Source organism: Myxococcales bacterium, assembly GCA_022184915.1.
Classification (GTDB): domain Bacteria; phylum Myxococcota_A; class Polyangia; order Fen-1088; family Fen-1088; genus JAGTJU01.
This window is the reverse complement of record JAGTJU010000004.1, coordinates 615,298-639,354: the sequence shown is the minus strand read 5'-3', so window position 1 is coordinate 639,354 and position 24,057 is coordinate 615,298. Positions and strand designations below refer to the sequence as shown.

At 65.6% G+C, this 24,057-nt stretch carries 16 protein-coding genes; 4 read left to right on the top strand and 12 right to left on the bottom strand.

All coding sequences use genetic code 11. From position 1 onward, the window contains the following. Positions 1-64: 64 nt before the first annotated feature. The 4 genes from KA712_17775 (at position 65) to KA712_17760 (ending at position 9,654) form a co-directional block, all read left to right on the top strand. Positions 65-712: a GGDEF domain-containing protein gene (locus tag KA712_17775; protein ID MCG5054816.1), complete on the top strand. Its 648-nt coding sequence runs from the start codon at positions 65-67 to the stop codon at positions 710-712. Positions 713-976: 264 nt separating this feature from the next. Then, positions 977-5,173 carry a hypothetical protein gene (locus tag KA712_17770; protein ID MCG5054815.1) on the top strand — a complete coding sequence of 1,399 codons (4,197 nt, stop codon included), beginning with the start codon at positions 977-979 and terminating at the stop codon, positions 5,171-5,173. After that, complete coding sequence (locus KA712_17765) at positions 5,173-8,520, top strand: SUMF1/EgtB/PvdO family nonheme iron enzyme (protein ID MCG5054814.1); 3,348 nt, start codon at positions 5,173-5,175, stop codon at positions 8,518-8,520. Before KA712_17770 ends, KA712_17765 begins: the two co-directional genes overlap by 1 nt. A gap of 78 nt (positions 8,521-8,598) precedes the next feature. Next, positions 8,599-9,654 carry a sigma-54 dependent transcriptional regulator gene (locus KA712_17760; GenBank protein ID MCG5054813.1) on the top strand — a complete coding sequence of 352 codons (1,056 nt, stop codon included), beginning with the start codon at positions 8,599-8,601 and terminating at the stop codon, positions 9,652-9,654. Positions 9,655-9,666: 12 nt separating this feature from the next. On the opposite strand, the gene gspN is transcribed toward KA712_17760, so the two are convergent. Genes gspN through KA712_17700 form a run of 12 tightly spaced genes read right to left on the bottom strand, consistent with a single transcriptional unit; the run spans position 9,667 to position 23,918 of the window. Next, positions 9,667-10,671 (bottom strand): type II secretion system protein GspN, encoded by a 1,005-nt coding sequence (gene gspN, locus KA712_17755; GenBank protein MCG5054812.1) that lies wholly within the window; start codon positions 10,669-10,671, stop codon positions 9,667-9,669. Next, positions 10,664-11,290 (bottom strand): type II secretion system protein M, encoded by a 627-nt coding sequence (locus KA712_17750; GenBank protein ID MCG5054811.1) that lies wholly within the window; start codon positions 11,288-11,290, stop codon positions 10,664-10,666. Before KA712_17750 ends, gspN begins: the two co-directional genes overlap by 8 nt. 35 nt (positions 11,291-11,325) lie before the next feature. Further along, positions 11,326-13,014, bottom strand: coding sequence for a pilus assembly protein PilM (gene pilM, locus KA712_17745; GenBank protein MCG5054810.1), 1,689 nt, complete (start codon positions 13,012-13,014; stop codon positions 11,326-11,328). A 28-nt stretch (positions 13,015-13,042) separates the two neighbouring features. Then, the gene (locus KA712_17740) at positions 13,043-14,404 is read right to left on the bottom strand and encodes a general secretion pathway protein GspK (protein MCG5054809.1); all 1,362 of its coding nucleotides are present in this window, start codon (positions 14,402-14,404) and stop codon (positions 13,043-13,045) included. A 5-nt stretch (positions 14,405-14,409) separates the two neighbouring features. Then, positions 14,410-15,108 (bottom strand): prepilin-type N-terminal cleavage/methylation domain-containing protein, encoded by a 699-nt coding sequence (locus tag KA712_17735; GenBank protein ID MCG5054808.1) that lies wholly within the window; start codon positions 15,106-15,108, stop codon positions 14,410-14,412. Beyond that, positions 15,105-15,839, bottom strand: a complete 735-nt coding sequence (locus KA712_17730; GenBank protein MCG5054807.1) for a prepilin-type N-terminal cleavage/methylation domain-containing protein — start codon at positions 15,837-15,839, stop codon at positions 15,105-15,107. The genes KA712_17735 and KA712_17730 overlap by 4 nt, the downstream gene beginning before the upstream one ends. After that, positions 15,836-16,624 carry a prepilin-type N-terminal cleavage/methylation domain-containing protein gene (locus KA712_17725; GenBank protein MCG5054806.1) on the bottom strand — a complete coding sequence of 263 codons (789 nt, stop codon included), beginning with the start codon at positions 16,622-16,624 and terminating at the stop codon, positions 15,836-15,838. The genes KA712_17730 and KA712_17725 overlap by 4 nt, the downstream gene beginning before the upstream one ends. A gap of 31 nt (positions 16,625-16,655) precedes the next feature. Next, positions 16,656-17,123: a type II secretion system protein GspG gene (locus KA712_17720; GenBank protein ID MCG5054805.1), complete on the bottom strand. Its 468-nt coding sequence runs from the start codon at positions 17,121-17,123 to the stop codon at positions 16,656-16,658. A gap of 27 nt (positions 17,124-17,150) precedes the next feature. Further along, positions 17,151-18,413 carry a type II secretion system inner membrane protein GspF gene (gspF, locus tag KA712_17715; GenBank protein MCG5054804.1) on the bottom strand — a complete coding sequence of 421 codons (1,263 nt, stop codon included), beginning with the start codon at positions 18,411-18,413 and terminating at the stop codon, positions 17,151-17,153. 27 nt (positions 18,414-18,440) lie between these two features. Next, complete coding sequence (gene gspE, locus KA712_17710; protein MCG5054803.1) at positions 18,441-20,288, bottom strand: type II secretion system ATPase GspE; 1,848 nt, start codon at positions 20,286-20,288, stop codon at positions 18,441-18,443. Beyond that, a complete protein-coding gene (gene gspD, locus KA712_17705) occupies positions 20,215-22,953 on the bottom strand; it encodes a type II secretion system secretin GspD (GenBank protein MCG5054802.1) in 2,739 nt (912 codons plus the stop codon). The genes gspE and gspD overlap by 74 nt, the downstream gene beginning before the upstream one ends. Before the next feature lie 26 nt (positions 22,954-22,979). Then, the gene (locus tag KA712_17700; protein MCG5054801.1) at positions 22,980-23,918 is read right to left on the bottom strand and encodes a hypothetical protein; all 939 of its coding nucleotides are present in this window, start codon (positions 23,916-23,918) and stop codon (positions 22,980-22,982) included. Between the last annotated feature and the right edge of the window lie 139 nt (positions 23,919-24,057).

Here is a 24,057-nt window from a genome sequence, read left to right as displayed (position 1 = left end):
GTGAGGTGTTACGGGTGGCACACAGCTTGCTGTTACGGAAAAGCAACCCCAACCGGACACGCCCATGAAAGCTCTGGCCGAAACCTCTCCCGAATACCCGTCCCTGTCCACCCCGCCTTCGCCGCTGGGTGAATTGCAGACTGCGCTCGACGGACTCATCGCAGAGAACCGGGCGTTGCGCGAAGAGCTGGCGCAGCTCAGGGCCTTTCGCAAGCTGGCCTACCGTGACCCCCTGACAGGTCTCTGGAACCGCCGCTACTTCGACGAACGGCTGGCCGAGGAGATCTCGCGCGGACGACGGAAGCTCGACTATCGCTTCAGCATCCTCTTGGTCGACGTCAACGATCTCAAGCTCGTCAACGACAACGACGGGCACGCGGCGGGCGACGCCCTCCTCCGCTGGGTGTCGCGCTTCTTGCAATCGGCCACGCGGGCCCACGACCTGGTCTGCCGGCTGGGCGGCGACGAGTTCGGCATCTTGCTGCCGGACTGCTCACCCCTGCAAGCCCACGCGGTGCAGGCACGGTTGCGAGAGGCCTTGGCGGCGGAGAACGAGCGACACACGCGGGCCGTGGGCATGAGCCTCGGCACGGCCACCTGCCCGGACGGCGGGCCCGATCCGGAGGCGCTGCTGCGCGCCGCCGACGCCGCCATGTACGCGGACAAGCGCCGACAAAAGGCAGGACGCCCGCTGGCCGTCTGTGCCCCCTGAGCCCGCGTAGGGCTCGCCTGACCGGTGCTCCGTGGGTGCCTGTCAGGAGTTGTGGGCCCACCTGCGCGCGCCATTCCACGCCCGCTCCCTACCTGGAACGGAACGCCCCGATTGCCCACAAAGGCCCGGGATTCCGTTTACATAGGAAAGCCTCGTTCGATATGCTGCCGCCGCAGGGACGGCCTTCGGCGCGGAACTTGTGCCGATGTGGCACCAAGACCTTCGCGGGCGTTCGGTACGACGATTTAGCTTCAGGTGCGGGGCATGAAAATACGGTTAGTGCGTGCGGTGGCATTCGTAGGGTACGCGGTGGCGATCGCGTTGGCCGTGCCCGCAGAGGCTGCAGGGACCAAGCCGAGGTTTCTCATCATCGTGGATACGTCGGGCTCGATGAGCCTGACCCCCGGGGGAACCGAAACCCGTGGGGATGGCTCTGCCCGCCATCCGGGCTGCAACGTCGACGGCTATGCGGCTTTCGACGGCAGCCGCCTCTACCAAGCCAAACAGGCTCTGAACGATACGATCTCAGCCTTCGGCGTGGCCGAGTTCGCGCTGGCCCGGTACAAGGCCTCCGACATCAACCAGCGCTGCACGGTCGGCAAAGATGTCAACGGCGATGGGATCAACGATGACTGCGCGGGCCTGCCGGATCCCACGAACTATGGCTGCATCGATCCCACGGACGTGCCTGGAACGGACACCTTCTGCGCCGTCAACCGCGGATGGGGGTGCAACAGTGGCTGGCCCGGCCGCGCCGATTCACTCTGCTACGCCGAATGCGGTGTCACGAGCGGCACCTGCTGCACGAACCGCAAACCTGGCATCGCAACGCCGGATCCTCGTGACATCTACACCAAGGGCCTCGAGTGCCCCACGTCCACAGACTGCGTGTACCCCACCTGCGACGGTGCCGACGTGGTCGTGGGCTTTCCGAGCGGGGGCAGCAACTACGACAGCCTTTTGTCGTGGCTCGATGGCGTCGAGACCTTCCCGACCGGGGGCAACCGAGAGCTCCGGGCGAACGGGGCCACGCCCTTGGCCGGCTCTCTCGCGGCGGCCCTGCACTGGCTCACCGATGCGTCCAAGACCTCCGTGGGGGCGGGCGCCGGGCTGCTCAGCTCCACCTCGGGTGCGCGCGATGCCAAGGCGGCCTGCCGTTCGTACAACGTCATCCTGATCACGGACGGCGTCGAAAACTGCGACGTGCGCGCCAGCGGCGCCAACACGGAAGATCGCGCCGCAGGGGCCTCGGCAGCAGCGGCCGCGCTTCTCGCGGCGGGCGTGAAGACCTACGTCATCGGGTTTGCCGTCAACGACAGCACCCTCAACACGATCGCAGCGGCGGGAGGGACCTCCGCCGCCTTGCTCGCCAACGATCGCGCCCAGCTGACCGCACGGTTGGGAGACATCGTTACGGCGTCGATCCCCACCCCCACCTGTGATTGCGATGGTACCTGCGACGACGAAGACAGCGTGTTCACGCAAAAGGGGCGGCCTTGCACCGTGGGGGTCGGTCGCTGCAAACGCACGGGTGCCCTCGCGTGCAGCCCCGACGGTACCGGGGTTCGCTGCACCGATCCTGCGGGGCTCGTGTGTTCAGGCAGCGCCCTCACCCCAGGCGCGCCGGTCACGGAGGTCTGCGGGGCCGCGCCGGGCTGCCCGGCAGGCCTCGCCACAGAAGACTGCGCGGACGACGACTGCGACGGCCAGATAGACGAGGGCCTCAACTGCGCCTGTGCGCTCAAGCCGGAGATCTGCAACGGCAAGGACGACAACTGCAACGGACAGATCGACGAGGGAATTTCCCAGGTGGCCTGCGGTCTCGACATCGGGGCGTGCAAGGCGGGGCTCACCAGATGCGACAACGGGGCCACCGGATGCGTCGGGGCCACGGGTCCCAGCGCCGAAGTGTGCGACAACCAGGACAACGATTGCGACGGCATCACCGATGGGTTCGGGGAAAGCTGTTTCCCGACGGCGCCCGTGGGATGCGCGTTCAGCGCCGGCACCGGCCAGTGGACCTGCCTGGGGGTGTGCCAGCCCGGCGTCCGGACGTGCACGGCGGGAACCTTCGGGGCCTGCACCGGCGCCACGCTGCCCTCGCCCGAGCTGCCGTGCGACGGACTCGACAACGACTGCGATGGTCAGGTGGATGAAGGCTTCGGGCTCGGCCAGGCGTGCGGCCCAGGCACCTCGGGTGTGGGCGCATGCCGCCCGGGCGTCTTCGCCTGTGAAGCGGGCCGCGTGGTCTGTGCGGGGGGACTTGGCCCGACCGAGGAGATCTGCGATGGCAAGGACAACGACTGCGACGGTGTCATCGACGGGCCTCTGGGCCCCTGCGGCGAAGCGCGGGGGGATTGTGAGCCCGGCCAGTACCAGTGCCAGGGCAGCACGCTCGTCTGCGTCCAGGGCAAGGGCCCCACACCCGAGATCTGCGACAACCGCGACAACGACTGCAACGGCCTCATCGACGACGGCCTCAGCGAGGATATCTTCAAGACTCCCACGCCTTGCAGTGCGAATGTGGGCATCTGTCGCGCAGGCGTGTGGAAGTGCGTGGCCGGTCAGCCCTTTTGCGAAGGCGGAGTTCTGCCCACGCTCGAGGTGTGTAACGCCCTCGACGACGACTGCGATGGCTGCATCGACTGCGACGAGGGTTGTCTCGGAAACCTGGGCAAAGCCTGTACCGTTCCGGGTTCGGGCCAAGCGTGCGGGTTCGACGTGGGGGAGTGCCGCCCGGGCGCCTTGTTCTGCGTGACGGGGATGATCCGCTGCGTGGGTGCCACCGCCCCTCGGCCCGAGCTGTGCGACGGCAAAGACAACAACTGCGATGGTTTCACGGATGAAGCCGATCCAGAGCTCGGCACCCGCTGTTTTCCGGCTGGTGCGAGCGGCTGCGACGTGAGCCTGAACGCCTGTGAGGGCGAGTGTCGCTTTGGAGCCCGCATCTGCCAAGCGCAGGGCAACGGCGCCACCCTCGGTTGCGTCAATCCCGTGACCCCCGTGACCGAGATCTGCGACGGCCGGGACAACGACTGCAACGGCCGCACCGACGAGATCTTCGACGTGGGCACCGTGTGCGACAACGCGGCTCCCGGCAAGTGCTTCGCCGTCGGAACGAAGATCTGCAACGGCCGGGGTGACGGCACCACCTGCTCGGTGCAAGCGCCAGATATCGCCGACGAGATCTGTGATGGCCGCGACAACGACTGCGACGACAAGGTCGATACGGAAGACACGGACAAACCCCTTCCCGGCGTGGGTCTGCCTTGCGGCAGCGATGTGGGTGAGTGCGTGGCGGGCATCACGACGTGTACCGAAGGCAGGATCGCGTGCACCGGCAAAGACCCCACCCCGGAGATATGTGACGGTCTCGACAACGACTGCGACGGCAGCGTCGACGAAGACCTGACGCCCCCGGGCCCCGAGTGCGTGCCGCCCGGACTGGCCGCAGGCTCTGCCATCAAAGGCGAGTGCCGCGCCGGCAAATACGCCTGCGCCAAGGGGCAAAACGGCCTGTGGGGGTGGCAGTGCCGCGAAGGTACGGGCCCCACCCCCGAGATCTGCGACGGCAAAGACAACGACTGCGACGGCATGGCCGATGACATGGCCGAGTGCCCCGTCCCCTTCCAGTGCATCGAGGGTGAATGTGCACCTCCATGCAGCGACGACGAGTTCTCGTGCACGGCCGACCGCATCTGCAAGGAGGGATTCTGCGTGAACAACCGCTGCGCCAACGTACGGTGTCCGCCGGGTAGCGTTTGTGATGCCACGGGCAACTGCGTGGACCGGTGTCTGGGTGTCTCCTGCGCGCCCGAGTTCCGCTGCTTCAACGGCCTGTGTTTCGACTGCCAAACCACGGGCTGCCCGACGGGCCAAGTCTGCCGTGTGCACAGCTGCGAGGTCGACAAGTGCGATGGCGTGGCGTGCGGAGACGACGCTTACTGCCGTGCAGGCCGCTGCGTGCGCGATTGTTTCGGTGTCGTCTGCCCGGCGGGAAAGAGCTGCCGCGAAGGCACCTGCGTACCGGACGCGTGCGCGGGCGTGGTCTGCGCCAATGGGGAGTTCTGCAACCCCACGACCGGGGCGTGCCAAGCCAACGGCTGCCTGCTCCTCCAGTGCATGCCGGGCCTACGTTGTGTGAAGATCCTGAACGCCTGCCAGCCGGATCCCTGCCTGGACCTGCGTTGCCCGGGCGGCACACAATGCGATCTCACGCCTGACGGGTTCCCCCAGTGTGTTTTGCCTCCAAACGCTCCCCCCAATCTGGCGCGTCCCCAAAACGAAAAGATCGCAACATCGGGAGGCGGCCTTGCCACCTGCACCTGCCGGGTCGGAGGTGTGAACGAAGCCGAGGGAGGCTCGGGTGCGGCGTTGCTGTGGCTCGTGGGCGCCGCGAGCGTGCTCGGCATGCGGCGCCGTACGCGGCGCGAGGCCTTTACACGCAAGGAGCGTCTCTGATGTCGACCGCAACGAAACTCTGCCCGGCCCGGGCTCCCGCCGCCCCCGTGACTGGCCTCGTCGTTCTGGCACTGCTTGTCGGAAACCTGGCAGGCTGCGAACTGCGCAGCTTCGAGCTCAACTCCGACGCAGCGGCGCGTCCGGGCTTCGACAACCCGGACGGCTTCGGCAACGTCTTCTTCACCGACGCAAGTGGTGGGGGTGCGAACAACGGCGGGCGCCCCGACGGCCTGCCAGCGCTGCCCGACGGGGCCGTCTTGCAGCCCGATGGCCGCGTGTGCGAGATCGCCCCCGAGACCTGCAACGGGATCGACGACGACTGCGATGGCGTCGTGGACAATGGCTTCGACCTCGCCAATGACCCGGGCAACTGTGGGGCGTGCGGGCGGGTTTGCGTGGTGAGCCGCGCCCTACCCGCGTGCACCCAAGGGACCTGCGGCGTGAGCGAATGCCTGCCCGGCTGGTTCGACTCGGATGGGACGGCCGAAAACGGCTGCGAGTGTCTCAAGAGCAATGATGGCGCCGAACTGTGTGATGGCGCCGACAACGACTGCGATGGCCAGGTCGACGAGGGCTTCGCCTTTGCCACCGATCTCGCCAACTGTGGAGGCTGCGGGAAGGTGTGTGACTTTCCGAACGCGGCAGCCTCGTGTGCGGGCGGGATTTGCAGCATGGGCGCCTGCGAACCGGGGCGGATCGATCGTAACCAGCGGACCGAGGATGGCTGCGAGTACGATTGTGTTCCCTCGAACGGCGGCGTCGAGGTCTGCGATGGCGTCGACAACGATTGCGACGGCGGCATCGACAACGATCCCGTCGACGCAGGCGCCGCCTGTGGCCCCGAGGTCCAGAGCGTGGGCATTTGTACAAGGGGCGTGATCACCTGCACCTCGGGCCGGCTCGTCTGCTTGGGAGCGCAGGAGCCCGGCATCGAGGTGTGTGACGGACGCGACAACAACTGCGATGGGCTGACCGACGAAGGGTTCGATAAACAAAGCGATATCCGCTACTGCGGCAACTGCACGCGCTGTGGCTTCGAAAACGCCGTGCCAAGGTGTTCGGCAGGCGTGTGCCAGATCGAGGTCTGCTCGCCCGGGTTCGTGAATCTGAACGTCTCGCCAGCAGACGGCTGTGAGTACGCGTGCACGTTCCGCGGCCAAGACGTGTGTAACGGCGCCGACGACGACTGCGATGGCCTGACAGACGAAGGGATCGACAAGACCTCCGATCCGCGCAACTGCGGCCAGTGCGGACAGGTCTGTGCCTTCGCCAATGCGGTCCCCCTGTGTCAGGCGGGTGCCTGCGCGCTGGGGAGCTGCAACGCCAACTTCTACAACCTCGACGGCCTGCCAGGCACCGGGTGCGAGTACTTCTGTGTCGCCAGCGGCGCCGAGGTGTGTGACGGCGTAGACAACGACTGCGACGGCCTGACGGACGAGGGCATCGACAAGACCTCCGACGCAAACAACTGCGGGCAGTGTGGCCGCCGCTGCCAGTTTGCGAACGCAGGGTCCACGTGCGCCAGCAGCTCGTGCGCCATGGGCTCGTGCCTGGCCGGCTACGCAAACGTGAACGGAAGCGAGGCCGACGGCTGCGAGTACGCGTGCAGCCCCAGCAACGGCGGTGTGGAAGTTTGTGACGGCAAGGACAACGACTGCGACGGAAGCATCGACGAAAGCGACCCTCAGCTGGCGAAGGCGTGCTACCCCGACGCCACGGTGGGATGCGACCCCGTCGCGGGGACCTGCCGCGGGCTTTGCAAGCTAGGCACCTACAGTTGCCTCGGGGGCCAACGGGTCTGCCAAAACCACCAAACACCGCGAGCCGAGCTGTGTGACGACATCGACAACGACTGCGACGGGACCATCGACAATGGGTTCGACAAGGCGAACGACCCGCGGACGTGCGGCGCCTGTGGCACGCGCTGCACATTCACCAACGCAGTGGCGCTGTGCCAGGCGAGCAGCTGCACGTTGGGGCCCTGCCAAAACGGCTGGGTGAATCAGGATGGGGACCCCAGCAACGGCTGCGAGTATAGCTGCACCCCCACCGGCCCGGAGGTCTGCGACGGCAAGGACAACGACTGTGACAGGAAAACCGACGAGGCCGATCCCGACCTGCTTCGCCCCGGCAACTTCTGTTTGAGCCTTGGGGCGTGTGGCAGTGTACCGGGGGGCGCCAAGCCCGAGTGTCGCAGCCCGGGCGCCGGACAAGCCCCGGACTGGCTCTGCAGCTACGGCCCCGATGTTCAACTCACGGCGGCTAGCGAGGTTCTTGACCAAGAGACGTGGTGCGATGGCAAGGACAACGACTGCGACGGCGCCACCGACGAGTTCGAGCCCACCCTGGGCGCCACGTGCAGCGATGACGGCGTGGGATCTTGCCGACGGACCGGCACGCGCGCCTGCGATCCCGCCGACAAGACGCAACCGGCCTCGTGCCGCTTCGGCGCTCCGGCTCCCCTGCCCAGCGACGAGCGCTGCGACGACGAGGACAACGACTGCGACGGCCTCACCGACGAGGCCTGGGACAATCCCCCCGGACTCATCACGTGCGGCGGCCTTCCCTGTCGAGGGGTCCGCGATGACGTCGTGTACGTGGCCGCGGCGACGACACCGTATTTCATGTACCAGCACGAAGCGAGCCGCCCCGACGCTCTCGCAGCCGACCCCGGTGCGGCCTCTGCGCGCGCGTGCTCGAAGCCGGGAGTCTTGTCCTGGACTTCGGTGACCTTCGTCGAGGCGCAAGCCGCCTGTGCCACAGCCGGCATGCGCCTTTGCCGTACCAACCGCACCAGCTGCGCCACCGCCAGCGTCGCCACGGATGAGTGGGGCTTTGCCTGCGCTTACGATCGCACGGGCGCCGAGCTTTACCCCTACGGCAACGTTTACCAGCCTGCGGCCTGCAACGGGCTCGAGTCATGGGCCTCGCCCGCGGACGCCCAGACGCTGCCCACAGGAGCCAAAGGGGCCTGCAAGACCGCCGACCTCGATACCGCCCCCGGCGAGCAAGGCGCCTTCGACATGAGCGGCAACGTATCGGAGTGGACCGAGGACTGCGCGGGTACGCTGGGCGACGGCCGACGCATCTACACCTTGCGCGGGGGAGACTCCACCAGCGACCACTACAGCGGCCTCTCGGCGCTTCGCTGCAACTTCAGCGCGGTCGCGGTCCCCGAAAACTACAAGCACCCCGCCACGGGGTTCCGCTGCTGCTCCCTGTGCCCCCCCGGGCAGGCCGAGTGCGGAGGCGCCTGCGTGAACCTGGCTACCCATGGAAGCCACTGCGGCCAGTGTGGCAACGCCTGCGGCGGGGGAACGAGTTGCAGCAACGGGCGCTGCCAGTAGGGACGACGGAAAACCAAGGGGTGGGCTCAGGACTCCCTTTTTTCGACAACTTTGGCGCAGGTGACCCGATAGAGGGACATGACCTCGCTTGGCGTTGCGGAAGTCCCCCCACCTCTTCCACCCACCCACCCACGCGCGTGCACGGCGGCAGACCTGCTGGTGAATGCGCCCTCGCTCACGGCGCTCGTGAGCCGGGCGCGCAAGCTCGCGCAGAGCCCCCTGCCGGTGTTGGTCAGCGGCGAAAGTGGAACGGGCAAAGAGAGTCTGGCGCGCTTCGTTCACGAGGCCAGCCCCCGCGTCCATGGGCCCTGGGTGGTGGTCAACTGCGCGGCGCTGCCTCGCGAGCTCATCGAGAGCGAGCTCTTCGGGCATGAGCGTGGGGCGTTCACGGGGGCCCGAGATGCCCAGGCGGGGTGGTTCCAGGCCGCCCACGGCGGCACCCTCTTCCTCGACGAGGTTGGCGAATTGCCCCTCGATCTGCAGCCCAAGCTGCTCCGCGCGCTCGAAGAGTCCGTGGTCGTGCGCGTGGGCGGGAGGCGGCCTTTACCCGTGGACGTCCGGCTGGTGGCGGCATCGAACCGGGATCTGCGTCGGGAGGCCCATGAAGGGCGTTTTCGATTGGATCTCTATCACCGCCTGGCAGGCGCCACGTTGACGCTTCCGCCCCTGCGGGAACGCCCGGAGGATTTCGGGCCCTTGCTGACCTCCTTCTGGGGAGCAGAGGCCCCTGCTGGTGAGCCTCCCCCCGAGGTCTGGCACCTGATGTGCCGCCACCCGTGGCCAGGCAACGTCCGGGAGCTGAAGCATTTCGCGGCGCGCGTCGCGGCCCTCCGAGGGCCACGGCTGGCCTGGGACGCCGTCGCCGATGAGCTCGCTGGCTGTGACACGCAGCTTTTCCCCGCCCCGGCCGGCTACGCCGCCGATGAACCTGCACCCGCCCCGCGCCTGCCTGAACACTGGCTCGACGTGAAGGGAAAGACGGTGGCCGAGGTCGAGCGGGCTTTGATCGTCTACCAGCTACGGCAGTGCCACGGGAACCGTGTGAAGGCCGCGCGGGCGCTCGGGATCTCGCGGAGCAGTCTGCACGAGCGCCTGCGCACCATGAAGCGCGAGGGCGCAGCCCTCGGTGATTGACGCCCGCCCTGTTCAGCCCGCGTTGGGCTTGGGGGTACGGCTGCGCGGGGGAAAAGGAGAGGTCTTCGACCACTGCGGGTCACGCAGATGGCGAGGAGAGCCCTGGATCCGAAAACCGTAAAAGCCATCGGGGCGCTTGCCTTGCATTTCGGCGAGCTGGAGGAGCAGTTGGAACTTGTCGTCACTCTTGACCAGCTTGTCGCTGAGCTTGAACGTCACGTAGAGATCGAGCTGGGACAGATCTGCGGGATCGGCCAGGCGTACCGTGCCTTCCACGTCGATCTCGGCGTCGGGGCTCTTGGCGTGCATGCCTTCGATGCGGCCGGTCCCCTTCTCGAACACAATCCGTCCCTCGAGATCGCCAAGCCTCAAGCGCGGGATGGTGAGCCCCTCCGCCAGGAGCGGATTGCTATCCACCCTCAGCTTGGCCTTGCCGTCCCCCGCCGAACAGCCAGCGCACTGGATCTGCACGGTGCCGTCCGCCTCGGCTGCCTTCAGCTTCGGCAGCACCAGCGCCACGTCGGCACTGACCTTGCCCGCCAAAGGAATCCCGAACGACTCCTTGATGCCCGGCAACTGGGCCAAGTCGAGTCCCTGCACGTTGACCTTGCCCTCCCCTTGCTTGCTGTCCGCCTCGACAGAGACCGCCAGCTGCCCACCAAAGACCTCGGCCTCGAAATCGTAGGCGAGACCGCCGGTCAGGTTCTTGAGCGGCGAGGTGGTCACGCGGGCGGTCTCGATGAGAAAGCTCACGGGTTTGCTACCGGCGCGAGGCCGTGTGCGCACACGAATCTCGTCGAGCTTGACGCCCACCCCGAAAGTAGGGCCCGTTTCCCCGATCTCCACGTCGTAGCCCAACGTGCTGGCGGTTGCCTCCGCGAACTCGCCCACCCGCTCGTAGGGAAACACCACGACCAGCGCGACGGCGTAGACCACGGCCCCGAACGCCACCATCAGGCCCACCGTGCCGCTACGGCTGATGAGCCGTGCGAGATTGAAACGCTTGAGGTCAAACATCTTCCGGACGTCCTCCCGCCAGCTTCCGTTTGTTGGGCTGGGCTTGTACGCGCTCGATCCCTGACGCCGTGAGCTTCACATCGAGCTTGTCTTTTTCGGCAAACCGCCGGCGCACGTCGAGGCGGGTCACATAAATCATGTGTTGCCCCGTCTCGAGCTTGTGCAGAAAGCGCGCGAGCTGTTGCAGGTCCACCTGGCGGAGCGTGACGTCCACGTTGTGCTCCATGTAGCGCTTTCCCACGGCAGCGGCAGGTCGCTCGTTGGTCTCGGGGATCTGAATGCCCACCTCGCGGGCAGCAGCCTCGAGATCGGTTGCGAGCTGGGGCGGAATGCTGCCGATGCGCACCTCCAACGCCCGCATCTGACCCTTGGCTTCCAGATACTCGTTGCGGTTGCGGGCGATGGCCTTGAGGGCGTCACGGATCTCTTCGTTCCGCGTCTCGACGTCGCCGAGGCTCGAAAAGAACATGAACCCGCCCACGAACATGACCATGAGAACCACCGCAGCACCCAGGGCCGCAACGAGCCGTCGCTCTCGCGGCGCCATGCGATCCCACTCACCGGCTACCGCCGCGAGGGGACGCGCGAGTTTGGTCTTGATGTCACCCAGCTTTGCCATACTTCATTTCCTTCGATTTACGCGTCCTGCGGCGCTCACGGACACGTGGACTTCACGTTAAGAGTGAACTGCTTTTCGCCCCCGGACACCTCGGTGATCGCACCCTTGGTGATCTCCTCGAAGCAGTCGATCTCCTTGAGCGCTCCCACCATCTCGTCGACCGAGGCGACCGAATCGATGGTTCCCTTCAAGAAGATCTTCTTCGGGCGAATATCCAGCTGCAGCAGGTCCAGCTTGATCTTCTCCTTCGAAGGCAGGCGCCGCGAGACCTCATTCAAGATGTCGTAGGCCGTCAACGCGGGTATGGGAGGCATCTCTTCGCGGAACCCGCGCTTGAGCAAGCGCGCCACGCTCGCCGCATCGCCATCGGGCGCCCCAAACAGTTCGCGGGTTGCCTGCGCAAGCTCCGATTCGAGCTTTTCGTTTTCCTGATGAAGCCGGGTGTAGGCCATCGCGCCGTCCACCACGACCGCCATCACCACGGCTGCCGCGAGCGCAGCCAGGTGCCAGGCCTTCTGGCGGACCACGGAGAAGCTTGCGCGGTACACGAAGGGGCCCTTGCGCAGGTCGGTGACGCGCGCGCCGCGCACCCCCGCCCACGCAATGGCCTCGGCAAGAGCGAAGGGGGGCGCCAGGGGCAACTCGTCGGCCTCGGCCGGGAACCCCGAGCGATCCGTTTCAAGGCCGACGAGCTTCATGTCGAGAGCCTCGGCAAGCCCGGCGGCAAGCCCCCTCAGCGCCGAACAGCCCCCCACGACGGAGAGCCGCTCCACCCTCCGGTGGTAAAGCCCGTGATAGCTGGCCAGCGTCTGCCGCACGTCGCGCAGCAGCGGGGCCAAGGACGCGCGCAGCACCTCCGCCATGCGTGCCTCCACGGCGTCGGCGGCCACGAAACCCGCATGGGCCACGGCACCCCGGGTGCACTTGGCTGCTTCGGCCTGCTCGAAAGAGGCCCCGAAAGCCTCAGCCAACGCCAAGGTCAGGTGGTTTCCTCCGCGCAGCACGGTGCGCGAGAACACCGGGCGCCCGGCTTCGAGAACCACGAGGTTCGTGCGGGCGGCGCCCATGTCCAGCAGCAGGCGCAGAGGGGGCCCGCCAGACGAAATTGTGTCCGCTTCCGCTTCGGCGGCGGCCACCACGTCGGGCGTGGGCAGCTGAGCAACCAGCGTGTCTTCGCGCGCGGCCGCAGCGGCCGCCATATCCTCTGCCGCCACCACGGAGGGGGCCGGTTCGAGGAAGCGATAAATCAGCGGGGCCGCGTACAAGCTTCGGGGCTCCACCCCAGCGGCCTTGAAGCGCTCGAGGGCCGCCCCCACGTCCTCCTGCCCCGCCGCCACGGCCAGGACCCGTGTCGCCTCTTCCGGCGAGCTTCCGGGGGGCAAAAGCTCGAAATCGAACACCACGCTCTCGAGCGGCTGAGCGATCTCACCCTCGAGCTCGAACGGGATGGCCGATTCGACCTTGCGGACGTCAGCAATGGGAAACTGAAGACGCCGCACCGCCAGCCGGTCACCGTCGAGCGCGGCGTATGCCATCAGCTCGCCCGGTACCTTGGCAAGGCCTTTCGTTAGCGCGGCGGCCTGACGCTCGGCCAACGCGGACTCGCCCGGCTCGACGAGTTGTTCGAAGGCCGCGCGAACCCTGGCCTTGCGGAATCCCGCCTCGATGCAGACGAACTTGACGGCGTGACTGCCCAGATCGATGCCTGTGATCAGATGCGCCATGACGACTCCTGGTGCTTAACTTCGGCTTTCATTCTTCGCGCCAATACTGAAACACGCCGGCGGCTCGTTCCGCCATGACGTTCTGGGTTACGGGATTGAACAGATCTCGGCTGGTATCGAGGATGGCCGTGATCTTCTTTTTGACCTTGCCCACTTCGCCCTTCGCCACGATCCGATACACACGGGGCGTGCCCACGTAGGCCACCTTGGCCAGATCTTCCTTAGAAACGTTGATGCCACGCAGCTGCTGCATCATCTGGTAGCGCGGATCCTCCCGCGAGATCGACCCGGCCGGGTTGCTGAGCACGGACACGATGGTCTCGAGGCTGTCGAAGCCGAGAACACTGCCCCGTTCACACAGGATGCTGGCCAAAGGGTAAATCATGCGGTCGTCCAGCACGGACGGGTCAGAGGGCGGCTTCGTGGGGTCGCTCAACATGGCCGCCCGAATGAGCCCAACCAGGAGTGGCGTGCAGTCGCCCTTGATCGAACGCAGATTGACCTTGCACTGCCGACTACCATCGCTGTTCGCGTACACCGTGAGATACGGCATGAAGGCCTCAACCAAATCGGCGCTCATGCCGTACACCTGCGCGGCCTCCTCGACCGTGTCGTAGCTGTTGTCGTGGGAGCGGTAAGGATCTCGGCCAGCGTTGTAGCGATAGTCCTCCGAACCGGAGCTCCCAAGCGGCGAAAACCGCTGCTCGTCCCCGTCGGCCCAGTCGATGAGGGCCGTGGCCACCTCGGTGCGTTCGACGATCTGACCCTGGGCGTTCGGAAACTCGAAGAGCGGGTTGTAGCGGGGCGAGTACATCAGCCCCAAAAGCTGCTGGTAGAGGATCGCCTGGCTCTGCGCGTTCCAGGACATGCCGCTACCGCAATTGAGATCGATCTTGCCGTCCTCTGTCGAAATCTCGGCGTCGAGTGTGCCGTGCGCCGATCCCAGCCCCTTGGCCTGGGTGACGTCAATCCCGATGAGTCCACCAAGCCCCGCCGCTTCCTCCTTCGAGCCGCCGAAAAAGCTCATGATGGGACCGGCGTAGTCGGTGATGCGGAGGGACAGCCCCATCCCAGGACCCAGGCTGTTGCCTAGCATCTTCTGGGCGTTGCCCATGATGGGATCGATGAACCGCGTCTGAACCTTGATGAGCATGCGGGAGAGGTTCACGGCCGAACGCGCCATGTAGTGAGCCCGCACCTCGTCGCGGGCGTTCGCCGCCTGGGCCAGCTGGATGGTGGTGTCGTAGGTGAACTCGGTGACCAAGGCGATGAGCAAGGTCAATGAGGCGATCGTCATGAGCAACGCCACGCCGCTTTCGCGATCACGCCGGTGGCGCGCGCGGTGCCGTTCGACGAGCGCGGTCCTGATCCTGTTGCACGTTCGCTTCATCGAGGTCACCGCAGGAGGGGAATGTGCTGCACTTTTTCCGTCATTTGTAGCCGCGCAGCGCTGAGGTACGTCACCTCGCGGTTCCGCTCGTCGAGCACCGTCAGCGCCACCCGCACGTGGGTGGGCAAATAGTCGAGCTGTTCGCCCCCGATCGTGCTCCAGGCGTCTCGCCACTCCCGTAGGCGTGCGTCGTAGAAGCTGAACTTCAGCCGGCTTACGTGGGGGCACAGGATGTATGTGTCGGCCTTCACCGTGCGGGCGTCGGCGGCCTGCAGGCGTCGCGTCTCCCGGCGCATCAGGTTGGTGACGCTTGGGTCTTCGGGATCGCGCTCGGCGAAGTACATCACCAGGGCCGTGTCGCCCTCGGCCAGGTCGGCACGCAACCGCTGCTTTCCGAACCATGAAAACCGCAGCTCGTCGACGTCCCCCTTCGAGGTGGCAACGAACAACGTACGGCGGTCCTGGATGAGAGAATTCTCGTGGTTCGAGAGGTACGCCATCTCCAGCTCCCGTGTGATGCGCATGAGCGCCACGCGGGCGACGTGAATGCGCTCCTGTGCCACCTCCAAGCGGCGCTTGGTGTCGTAGGTGCGGCTGAACATGCCCCAGATGGTCACCGAGATGAACATCAAGATGGTCATGGCCAGCATCACCTCGAGGAGCGTGAAGCCTGCTTGGCTGCGGCGAGCGCGAGACCCGCTCACTTTTTGCCTCCGAGAGCGCCGGGGACCGGCAAGTTGGGCAGCGGCGTCTGTTGGCCCGGCGGCTGGCCGGGGTTCGTGGCGCCCGCAGCCCCCGGCGCCCCCGGCGCGCCCGCTGCCGACATGGCCCCACCCGTCAGCGCTTGATCCAGCTTCGAGGGATCGGTCAGGAACGTCACCACCTCGAAGCTCTGCTGCGGCTTGCCTAGCTCCTGCCAGTACACCCTCACCGTGACCCTGCGCACCGACTCCTCGAGGCCCAGCCGAATGGGCTCGATGAGAGTGCTCATGAAGCCACCCATGAAACCCGCCATGAATTGCAGCGGGTTTTGATTGTTGAGGTCGGTGGCACTCTGGCTGGTATCCGCCGCGGCCTGCTGCGTCTGCTGGGCCAGGTCGAGCGGCAGACGCACCCGTTCCACAATCGAGTCCCAGGCGATCTCCGGGTAGCCCTCGTTCGCGAAGTCGCCCTTGCGCTCGTCGTCGAAGTCGATGAAGCCCTCGATGAGCACGCGGTCCTCGATCTCCACGATCTTCGCCCGGGCGAGGAAGGTAGCCACCGTCATCAGCTTGGCCTTGTTCGTGTTCTGAACGTTGCCGGTGACGATCCGCAGAAGGATGATCAGCGCCCCTGCCAAGATGGCCAAGGCCACCATGACCTCGAGCAAGGAAAAGCCACCCGAAGCCGGGCACCGGTGACGGCGGCATTGCCGACGGGTCCGCCGCGGCCTCATGGGTCGACCACCTCACCCGCATCGTCCACCTGGGTCTCGAGCGGTGGCTCCACGTACTGGTTGTAGATCTTCACGCGGCCGGTGAGCGGGTGGACCACCAGAGAATAGGTGACCTCTTGGTCTTCGTCCGTCAGGTAGACCATGGCCGCCTCGGCGTAGCCCAGGGGAAAAAAATAGACGTACCCCTTACCTTCCTGGATAGGTTCCGAAAGGCGCGGGGTGTAGACACTGAAGAGCTTGGCGTTCTTGAGAGTAACGGGCTTGATCGCCGTCTCCTTGAACGACTGAAACCGCGCCTGCTTGCGCTTGAAAGGCTTGGGCAGGTACTTTTCCACGTCGTAGCTGTTGGCGCTGCCGAAGCCACTACCAAACCCGACGCCCAGGCCCGTACCCTGACCCCCGGATTCCTCATCGGCGCGCCCTCCCCGCGCGCGCCCTTCGGCGCGTCGTTCGGCCTCCTCCTGCTCTTCCTTCCACGCCACGATGCGACTTTCGGGCGTCTCCCTCTCTCGCGGCAGAAAGTAGCGGTCGTCCGACACTTCCGCCCAGTACTTGTGCTCCGCGAAGTCCAGCACGAGCCGATGCACCTTGCCCGTGGTGGAGGCGCGATCGAAGAGGTAGCGCATGGCTCCCGAGAGCCGTGACGCCGCGCTCTTGATATCGCTCCGGGCCAGCGAGCGGATTCCCCGCACGGTGGTGCCCACCAAGAGCCCCAGCAGTGCCATCACCACCAAGACCTCGAGCAGGGTGAACCCCGCGTTCGGGGCCCGGCGCCGTGCGGTCATCGAGCAACTCTATCCGTCGCGCACGCCGGGCTCAGAGCTTCCAAGAGACGATGTCGTCCTCGGAGCCTTCCTGCTTGTCGGGACCCGAAGACATCACATCGATGCCGTCAGGATCCTGATCACCGGGGCACTTGATCGTGAACGGCTTTCCCCAGGGATCCTTGATGTTGTTCTTCTTCAAGTACTTCTGACTGACCAGATCGTCGATGGTGGGCGGGCACTCGGAGTTGTTGTCAATCATGTACTGCTGAACGGCGCCGGAGACCTCCTTCACGTTCAGCTTGGCGGCTTTGATCTGGCCCTTTTTGAAGTTGTTGAACACGGCCACGCCGATGGTGCCGGCGATCAAGCTGATGAGCGCCAACACGATCAGCACCTCGAGCAGGGTCATGCCGGCGTCGCCACGGCGCACGCGCGTCCCGAGGGCGCGTACGACGCCGGGCGCAAAGCCGCTCGCACCTTCGTTTGGGATGTCGGATCGCTGTTCTGGCTGGGACATTCTCGCACTCCTTTGGGCAAGTCTCGTTTATTGGACGAACTGTTGAATCTGAAGGATGGGCTGGATAATCGAAAACACCACGAACCCCACGCCCACGGCCATGACGACGATCATCAGCGGAGACAACAGGGCCGTCAGCCGGGCCACCTTGGCTTCCACGTCGCGTTCGTAAGCATCCGCCACGTGCTCGAGCATGGTCTCGAGCTCACCCGAACGTTCACCCACCGCCACCATGTGGCACATCATCGAAGGAAACTGGCCGGAGCGCTTGAGCGGCGCGGCCACCGATTCACCCTCACGAATCGCGTCTCGGGCCTCCTCGACCACCTTCTCCAGCACCACATTGTTGAGCACGCGACGCACGATTTCCAGGGCTGTCAGCACGGGAACACCCGAGGCCAACATCGTGGCCAAGGTGCGTGCGAAGCGCGCCACCGCGAGGTAACGCACGAGCGGTCCCACAACGGGGAGCTTCAGCTTCCAGCGGTCGACCTTTTGGCGTCCCGCCGGCCCGGCAGCCCAGCGGCGCAGCAACCACACCACCACGCCTGCAAGCGGTGTCAGGATGAACCACCAGTTGCCCGCAAGGCGCGAAACGAAGATGAGGATCTGAGTGTTGAGAGGCAAAGCCTGCTGTGAATCTTCGAAGATCTCGGTGATCTGCGGCACCACGAAGATCATCAGGACGCCCATGACGAGGGCCCCGATGATCATCATGATGATCGGGTAAGTCATGGCCCCGGAGACCTTCCCGCGCAAAGCGGTCTGAGTGTCCATGAAGTCGGAGAGGCGCAGCAGAACCACATCGAGGTTGCCGGCCGCTTCGCCGGAGCGAACCATGTTCACGTAAAGGTCCGGGAACACGCGAGGGTGGGCCTCGAGCGCCTTGGCCAAGGCCTCGCCCTCGTTCACCTTTTGGCGCAGCCCCGCCAAAACCATTTGAAACTTCTTGTTATCGGATTGCTCCGCCAACGCCGCGAGACCTTCGGCGAGAGGAATGCCCGCGCGCAACAGCGTCGACAACTGGCGGGTGAAGATCGACACATCCTGAGGACGGATGCGCTCGAACATCGCCTTGAAGTCGACCTCTTTATTGAGGGCGCTGTCCTTCGCCGAGCCACCAGCCGCCTTGCGGTTGCTCTTGTCTCCCGAGCGCACCTCGCGCATCTCGGTGATGAACACCGACTCGCGCTTGAGCAGCTGGCGCAGGCTCTTGGGTCCGTCGGCTTCCCGCGTTCCCGAGACGTTCTTGCCTCCAGCGGCAATCCCTTTGTAGGCGAAAAGTGGCATCGTGCGCTTCTCGACGCAGCAAGCGGCCTACTGCGCGTCCTCCGCGGTAATCATCAACACCTCCGCGACCGAAGTCATGCCCGCCAGGACCTTTTGCCCCCCGTCATCGCGTAGGCTGCGCATTGCCAGGCTCTTCTGGGCGTATTTCTTGATGTTTTGGGCGTCGGTGTTCTTGATTGTCATCTGCCGCACCGACTCGTCGAGAAGCAGCAGCTCGTAGATGGCCGTCCGGCCCCGGTAGCCAGCGCCGAGACAGGTGGTGCATCCGCCCTCACGGGCGCGAAAGAGGTGGCCGACAGGGGGGGCGGCCGGCTCGCCTTTGAAGCGAATGGTCTTCGCGCGCCCCGCCGAGAACTCTACCGGGTCGATGCCCACACTCTGCAGATCTTCCGCGGCCGGCACGTAGGGCTCGCGGCAGTCCATGCAGAGACGCCGCACGAGCCGCTGCGCCAGCAAGGCAACCAACGACGACGCCACGAGGAAGGGCTGCACACCCAAGTCAACGAGACGCGTGATACCGCCTGCCGCGTCGTTGGTGTGGATGGTCGAGAGCACCAAGTGACCCGTCAGGGACGCCTGGATGGCGATTTCTGCGGTCGCCAGGTCGCGGATTTCGCCGACCATGATCACGTCGGGATCGTGACGAAGAAACGAGCGCAAACCGGCGGAGAAGGTCAGGTCGATCTTTTCGTTCACCGCCACTTGGCTGATGCCATCGAGCTGGTACTCGACCGGATCTTCCACCGTCAGGATGTTCAAGTCGGGTGAATTGATCTTCGCCAAACACGCGTAGAGCGTGGTGGTCTTACCCGAGCCCGTGGGTCCCGTGACCAGGATGATGCCGTGAGGCCGGTTGATGAGCTCGTTGATCGTGTGCAGGTGGTCGTGGCCGAAGCCAATGTCGGCCAGGTCGTGCAGCACGTTCTCTCGATCGAGCAGACGGATCGTGATGCGCTCCCCGCCGCGCACGGTGGGCGCCGTGGCCACACGCATGTCGATGTCTTTGCCGGCGATGCGGCGCCTGATGCGGCCGTCCTGCGGCAGCCGCTTTTCGGCAATGTTCAGCCCGGCCATGATCTTCACACGGGAGATGATCGAGGGAATGAACTGCTTGGCCGCCCGGCGCACCTCGTGGAGGACGCCGTCGATGCGGTAGCGCACCACCACCTCTTTTTCGCCTGGCTCGATGTGAATGTCGCTGGCCCGCTGCTTGACCGCGCTGAACAGCAAAGAGTTGACCCAGCGAATGATCGGCGCTTCGTCGTTGATGTCGAGGATGTCGACGAGCTCCTCGCCCTCCCCTTCCATGTCGTCCTCGCCGTCGCCCAGGTTGCCCGTCTCCTGGTTTTGACCGTAGACGTGGTTGATCGCGTCCACGACGCGCATCGGCGCCACCACCACGGGAGCCACGTCTTGGCCTAGCAGGCTGCGCACGTCGTCGAGCGCCCACACGTCGAGCGGATCCCCCATCACCACTTGCACCACGCCGCCCTCCACCTTTACCGGAAGCAGCTTGTGTTGCCGGAGAAAGCCGATCGGGAGCTTGGTGGCCAGCGACACGTCGATCTGCTCGACGGGTATTTTGTCCCAGTGAGGCAAACTCAGCTGCTCGCCGAGCGCCCTCAGAACGTCAGCCTCCTCCACGGATTTTTGACGCACGAGCAGCTCACCCAGGCGCCCCCCTTCGGTCTCCTGGGTCTCGAGTGCCTGGGTGATCTGGACGGGCTTGGCCTTGCCCGCTGCCACCAGAATCTCGCCTATCAGTCGTTGTCGCACGTCGTGATCCTCGTCCGGGTCTCGGTCATTCCGCGCCGTCGCCCGCCGGGGGCGGAGGCTCAGCCTCGGGCGGGGGACCTTCCGGCGCGGAAGGCGCATCCCCCCCCTCCTGCATCTGCTCTTGCACCCCCGGGCTCACGGGAGCCGGCACACCGTCTGCTCCTGCGCGCCGGGCGCTACGCGGATCATCCGGCGTAGCCCACCTGACCGCCATGGGCGGCTCGATCGGCGTCTCGCGGTCCTGGTCGTCGCGCCGGCGAATCTCCCGCATCTCGGCCTCCTCGGACTCGATCTCGCGCACGCCGCGGTTGATCTCCTCGAGCATGCCGCGCTTTTTGCTGTAGTCGATGTCCGATTCGAGCGCGGCCGTATCCTGAAAGGCCGTGTAGCGCTCGATGAACTCGCGCCGCTCGCGCATCTTCTTTTCGGCGATGCGACGCAGGTCGTTCGGCTCGGAGATCACGTAGGGCGTGAGCGCGATGATGATGTTGCTCTTCTGTTTGCGCTTGGTGGTGTTGCGGAAGAAGAAACCCAGGATGGGGATGTCGCCCAGGATCGGAACCTTCGTCACCGCCTCGCTGGTGCGGTCCGACATCAAGCCGCCAATGAGCACCGTTTGCTGGTCTCGGGTCACCACGGTGGTCTTGGCCTCACGCAAGGACGTGGCCGGGCCCAGGTTGTTGAAGTTCTCCGACAGGATGTCCTCGATCTTCTGTTCAACCTCCATGCGGATCATGTTGTGCTCGTTCACCGACGGCACCAGCTTCAAGGACAGCGCCACCTTGGTGCGGTTCACGGGCACGCCAAGACCAAACCCGCCGAGCAGGCCGCCCGCAGCGCCGCCGCCGGCGGGCAAGCCCGCGCCGAACGTGCTGCCCGGGAAGGGCAACTGCTGACCAACCGACAGCTCACCCTCGTCGTTGTTCGTGATGATGATGTAAGGGTTCGACAGCACGTTCACGTCGTTGTTGCTCTGCAGAGCCTGCAGAAACACACCGAACGAGGGAATGTCGGCACTGCCGCCGAAGATCCGTACCTGCTGAGGGTCCAAGGGGGGCCCGAACAAGCCCGCCCCAAGGCCCCCGAGGCCCGAGGCCAGCAGCCCGAGGGGCTGCAACGTGGAAGCCGCGCGGAAACCGCCGATCAGCAAGCTATCCTCACCCCCTCCCACGTTCGTGGGAACGCCTCCGTGGAACGCCGCCCCCAGCTGACGGGTCTTGTCGAGCAGCACCTCCATGATGAGGGCCTCGATGAAGACCTGCTTGCGCGGAGAATCGAGCTTTTCGATCATCTTGCGCAGCACCTGAAAATCCTTGAGCGTCGAGAGGATCACCAAGGCGTTGGTGGGACGGTCGAAGTTGATGCGCACCTCGCCGTCGAAGAGCTGAAGCTCTTGTGACTGACCCTGCTGATTGGTGGTACGCGGGGCTGCGGGCGGCGGCGTGGCGCGCTGGCCGCCGGTGGTGCGCCCCGCGGCCTGGATCGAGACGGGAACGCCCGTGAGGGCTCCCAACGTGACCGCAAGTTCGTCGCAGTTCGCGTATTTGCAGTAGTACATGTGCACCCGCCCATCACCCTCGCGTTCGATGGGCACATCCAGCCGGTCGATCATGACCTTGAGCCACTCGTAGGCCAGCGGCCGCGCCACCACGATGAGCTGATTCGTGCGATCCACCGGAATCAGGCGGGTAATGGTCATTTGGTCCTGCAAATCGGGCAGAACCCCCGCAGTGGGGCCCTTGGGCTTGGCCGCAGGGGCCGGCGGCTTCGGTGCGGGCGCCGCCTTCGGGCCCGCGCGGTTGAAGGTGCCCTGGCCCACGAAGTCGATGTTGAAGATCTCGGAAAGGCGAGACGCCATCTCCACGGCCGACGTGTTGCGTATGCGCACCATCCAGATGCGCTCATCGGTGCCATGCGGCTTGTCGAGCGCTTCGAGCACCTTCATCATCTTTTTGATGAGCACCCCCTGGTCCGTGATGATGAGGGTGTCGCCCTGGTACGCGACGATGTCGCCCTGCTCACCCTTGATCCGCTGGAGCACGTTTTGCGTGACGTCGGCGGCGTCGAGGTGTTTGAGACGCACCATGCTCGTCACGTAGCGACGGTCATCCGGGACGGGTTGCCCCGGCTCGTAGAGCGGCAGGTCCGTGAACCGCGCCCGGTTCGTCTCGACGATGCGCAAGAACCGATCCGTGGGCTCCACGGTGAGCCCCACCGACTCGAGCGCCGCCAGGAACAGCCGGTAGGCCTCGCTGGGCGTGATGAGCTGGGGCGCGAGAATCGTGACCTTCTTGCCCGCGATGTTGGTGGTGCCGGGGATCAAGAACTGCGTGCACGTGATCGTCGAGATCCAGGACACCAGCTCGCCCAGCTCGGTGTCGGGCTTGAGGTTGAGCCTGACGATGCGGCGGTTAGGCAGCTTCTTGCATGAGTTGAACTCTTTTTCGCCCGGCAGCTGAACGACGTCCGCGCCGCCAAGCGTCTCGGCCCCCGCGGGCACGGCCGGCGTCGGTGCGGGAGCGGGAGCGGGCGCAGGAGGAGCCCCTGCCACGACCGGAGCCGGTGCGGCCTCCGCAGCGGGCGGCGCCTTGGTCGGCGGGGCCCGGCGCAGCTTGCGCACCACCTGCGCCAGGGGAGCACGAGCGCCCTTTTTGCCACGCTCGACCCGCGGGGCCGCGGCGTCGTTGGCCTCTGCGGTGGGCTCTGTCTGCGCGAATGCCAGCGTCGGCGAAAAGACGGTGGCGACCGTCAAATAGCTCACCATGCAAACTCGGGTTAGGCTCGGGGGCTTCATCGGATCGTGTATTCCTTCGTGATCTTCTGACCGTTGCGTTCGAGGCTCACGGACAGGTGGCGCGCGGACTTGAGCTTGGAATAGACCTCCAGCGCCTTTTCGGGACTGGTCATCTCGAGTCCGTTGATGGCGTAAAGCACGTCGCCGTTTTGCATGCCGATGAGCGCAAAGGGCCCCTCGGGACGCACGGCGTACAGGCGGAATCCTCCGGGCTTGCCGTCCCGGATCTCGGGAACGATGCGCGCGGACCGCGACAGCAGGCTCATGTTGCCCAGCACCGAATCGAGCGTGCTTCGCTGCAGCTCGAACGAGTTCTCGCCGGTCTTCTTGAGCCCTTGGGCGAGCTCTTTGGAGAGCTCGTCTCCGGGTGCTGCGCGCGGCGCGACGGGAGCCGCCGCCACGGGTGCGGGTTCCTCCGGAGCCGCCAGCAAGTCCAAAAACTCGCGCTTACCCCGGTTGTCGAGGTGAATGCGAGTTTCATCGATGCCGATGATCTTGGCTTCTCGGATGAGCTCGCCGGTGGCGTAGGCGCCCACGGTCAGGTGTTCGGTGTCCTTCAAGACCGCCACCGAGTACTTGATGCCCATGGGCGGCGGCGCGTACATGATCGCCATCACCGCCAAGGGCAGCGTGGTGCGCTCGGGCTCGGCCTCGCCCGCTTCGGCCCCGGGCTCGGCAGCCTCCACGGGCGCGGGGGGATTGAAGGGCGGGCAGTCCGAGCAGAAAACGTTCCGGTCGAGGATGTCCTTTTGGTCCTTGTCGTAGGCCACGGCGGGCTTGCTCGAAAACGAAGCCCCCCCCGCGGTGCGGGAAGGCATGTTCCCGATCATTTGCGACTCGGCGAGGCTGGCCGTTGCCCGCGCCAGGAACAAGGCACACACGCCGGCGGTCGCCAGGTCCAGAACCCACAGGTATTTTCGGAGAAGCGATTCCACTTCGTCTCACTTACGCAGCAAGACCGAGGCCACCGCTACGGCTCCGAAACTCTTCGTAATTTCAGCTGGTTACCTGGTTACCCGCAGACCCCGCCTGCCAAATTGGCACGCACGCCCGGCCGTCTCGCCAAATCGCCAC

Coding starts and splice junctions, on each gene's coding strand:
- KA712_17775 (MCG5054816.1), top strand. CDS start 65: ATGAAAGCTCTGGCCGAAACCTCTCCCGAATACCCGTCCCTGTCCACC.
- KA712_17770 (MCG5054815.1), top strand. CDS start 977: ATGAAAATACGGTTAGTGCGTGCGGTGGCATTCGTAGGGTACGCGGTG.
- KA712_17765 (MCG5054814.1), top strand. CDS start 5,173: ATGTCGACCGCAACGAAACTCTGCCCGGCCCGGGCTCCCGCCGCCCCC.
- KA712_17760 (MCG5054813.1), top strand. CDS start 8,599: ATGACCTCGCTTGGCGTTGCGGAAGTCCCCCCACCTCTTCCACCCACC.
- gspN (MCG5054812.1), bottom strand. CDS start 10,671: ATGTTTGACCTCAAGCGTTTCAATCTCGCACGGCTCATCAGCCGTAGC.
- KA712_17750 (MCG5054811.1), bottom strand. CDS start 11,290: ATGGCAAAGCTGGGTGACATCAAGACCAAACTCGCGCGTCCCCTCGCG.
- pilM (MCG5054810.1), bottom strand. CDS start 13,014: ATGGCGCATCTGATCACAGGCATCGATCTGGGCAGTCACGCCGTCAAG.
- KA712_17740 (MCG5054809.1), bottom strand. CDS start 14,404: ATGAAGCGAACGTGCAACAGGATCAGGACCGCGCTCGTCGAACGGCAC.
- KA712_17730 (MCG5054807.1), bottom strand. CDS start 15,839: ATGAGGCCGCGGCGGACCCGTCGGCAATGCCGCCGTCACCGGTGCCCG.
- KA712_17725 (MCG5054806.1), bottom strand. CDS start 16,624: ATGACCGCACGGCGCCGGGCCCCGAACGCGGGGTTCACCCTGCTCGAG.
- KA712_17720 (MCG5054805.1), bottom strand. CDS start 17,123: ATGTCCCAGCCAGAACAGCGATCCGACATCCCAAACGAAGGTGCGAGC.
- gspF (MCG5054804.1), bottom strand. CDS start 18,413: ATGCCACTTTTCGCCTACAAAGGGATTGCCGCTGGAGGCAAGAACGTC.
- gspE (MCG5054803.1), bottom strand. CDS start 20,288: ATGCGCCTTCCGCGCCGGAAGGTCCCCCGCCCGAGGCTGAGCCTCCGC.
- gspD (MCG5054802.1), bottom strand. CDS start 22,953: ATGGTGAGCTATTTGACGGTCGCCACCGTCTTTTCGCCGACGCTGGCA.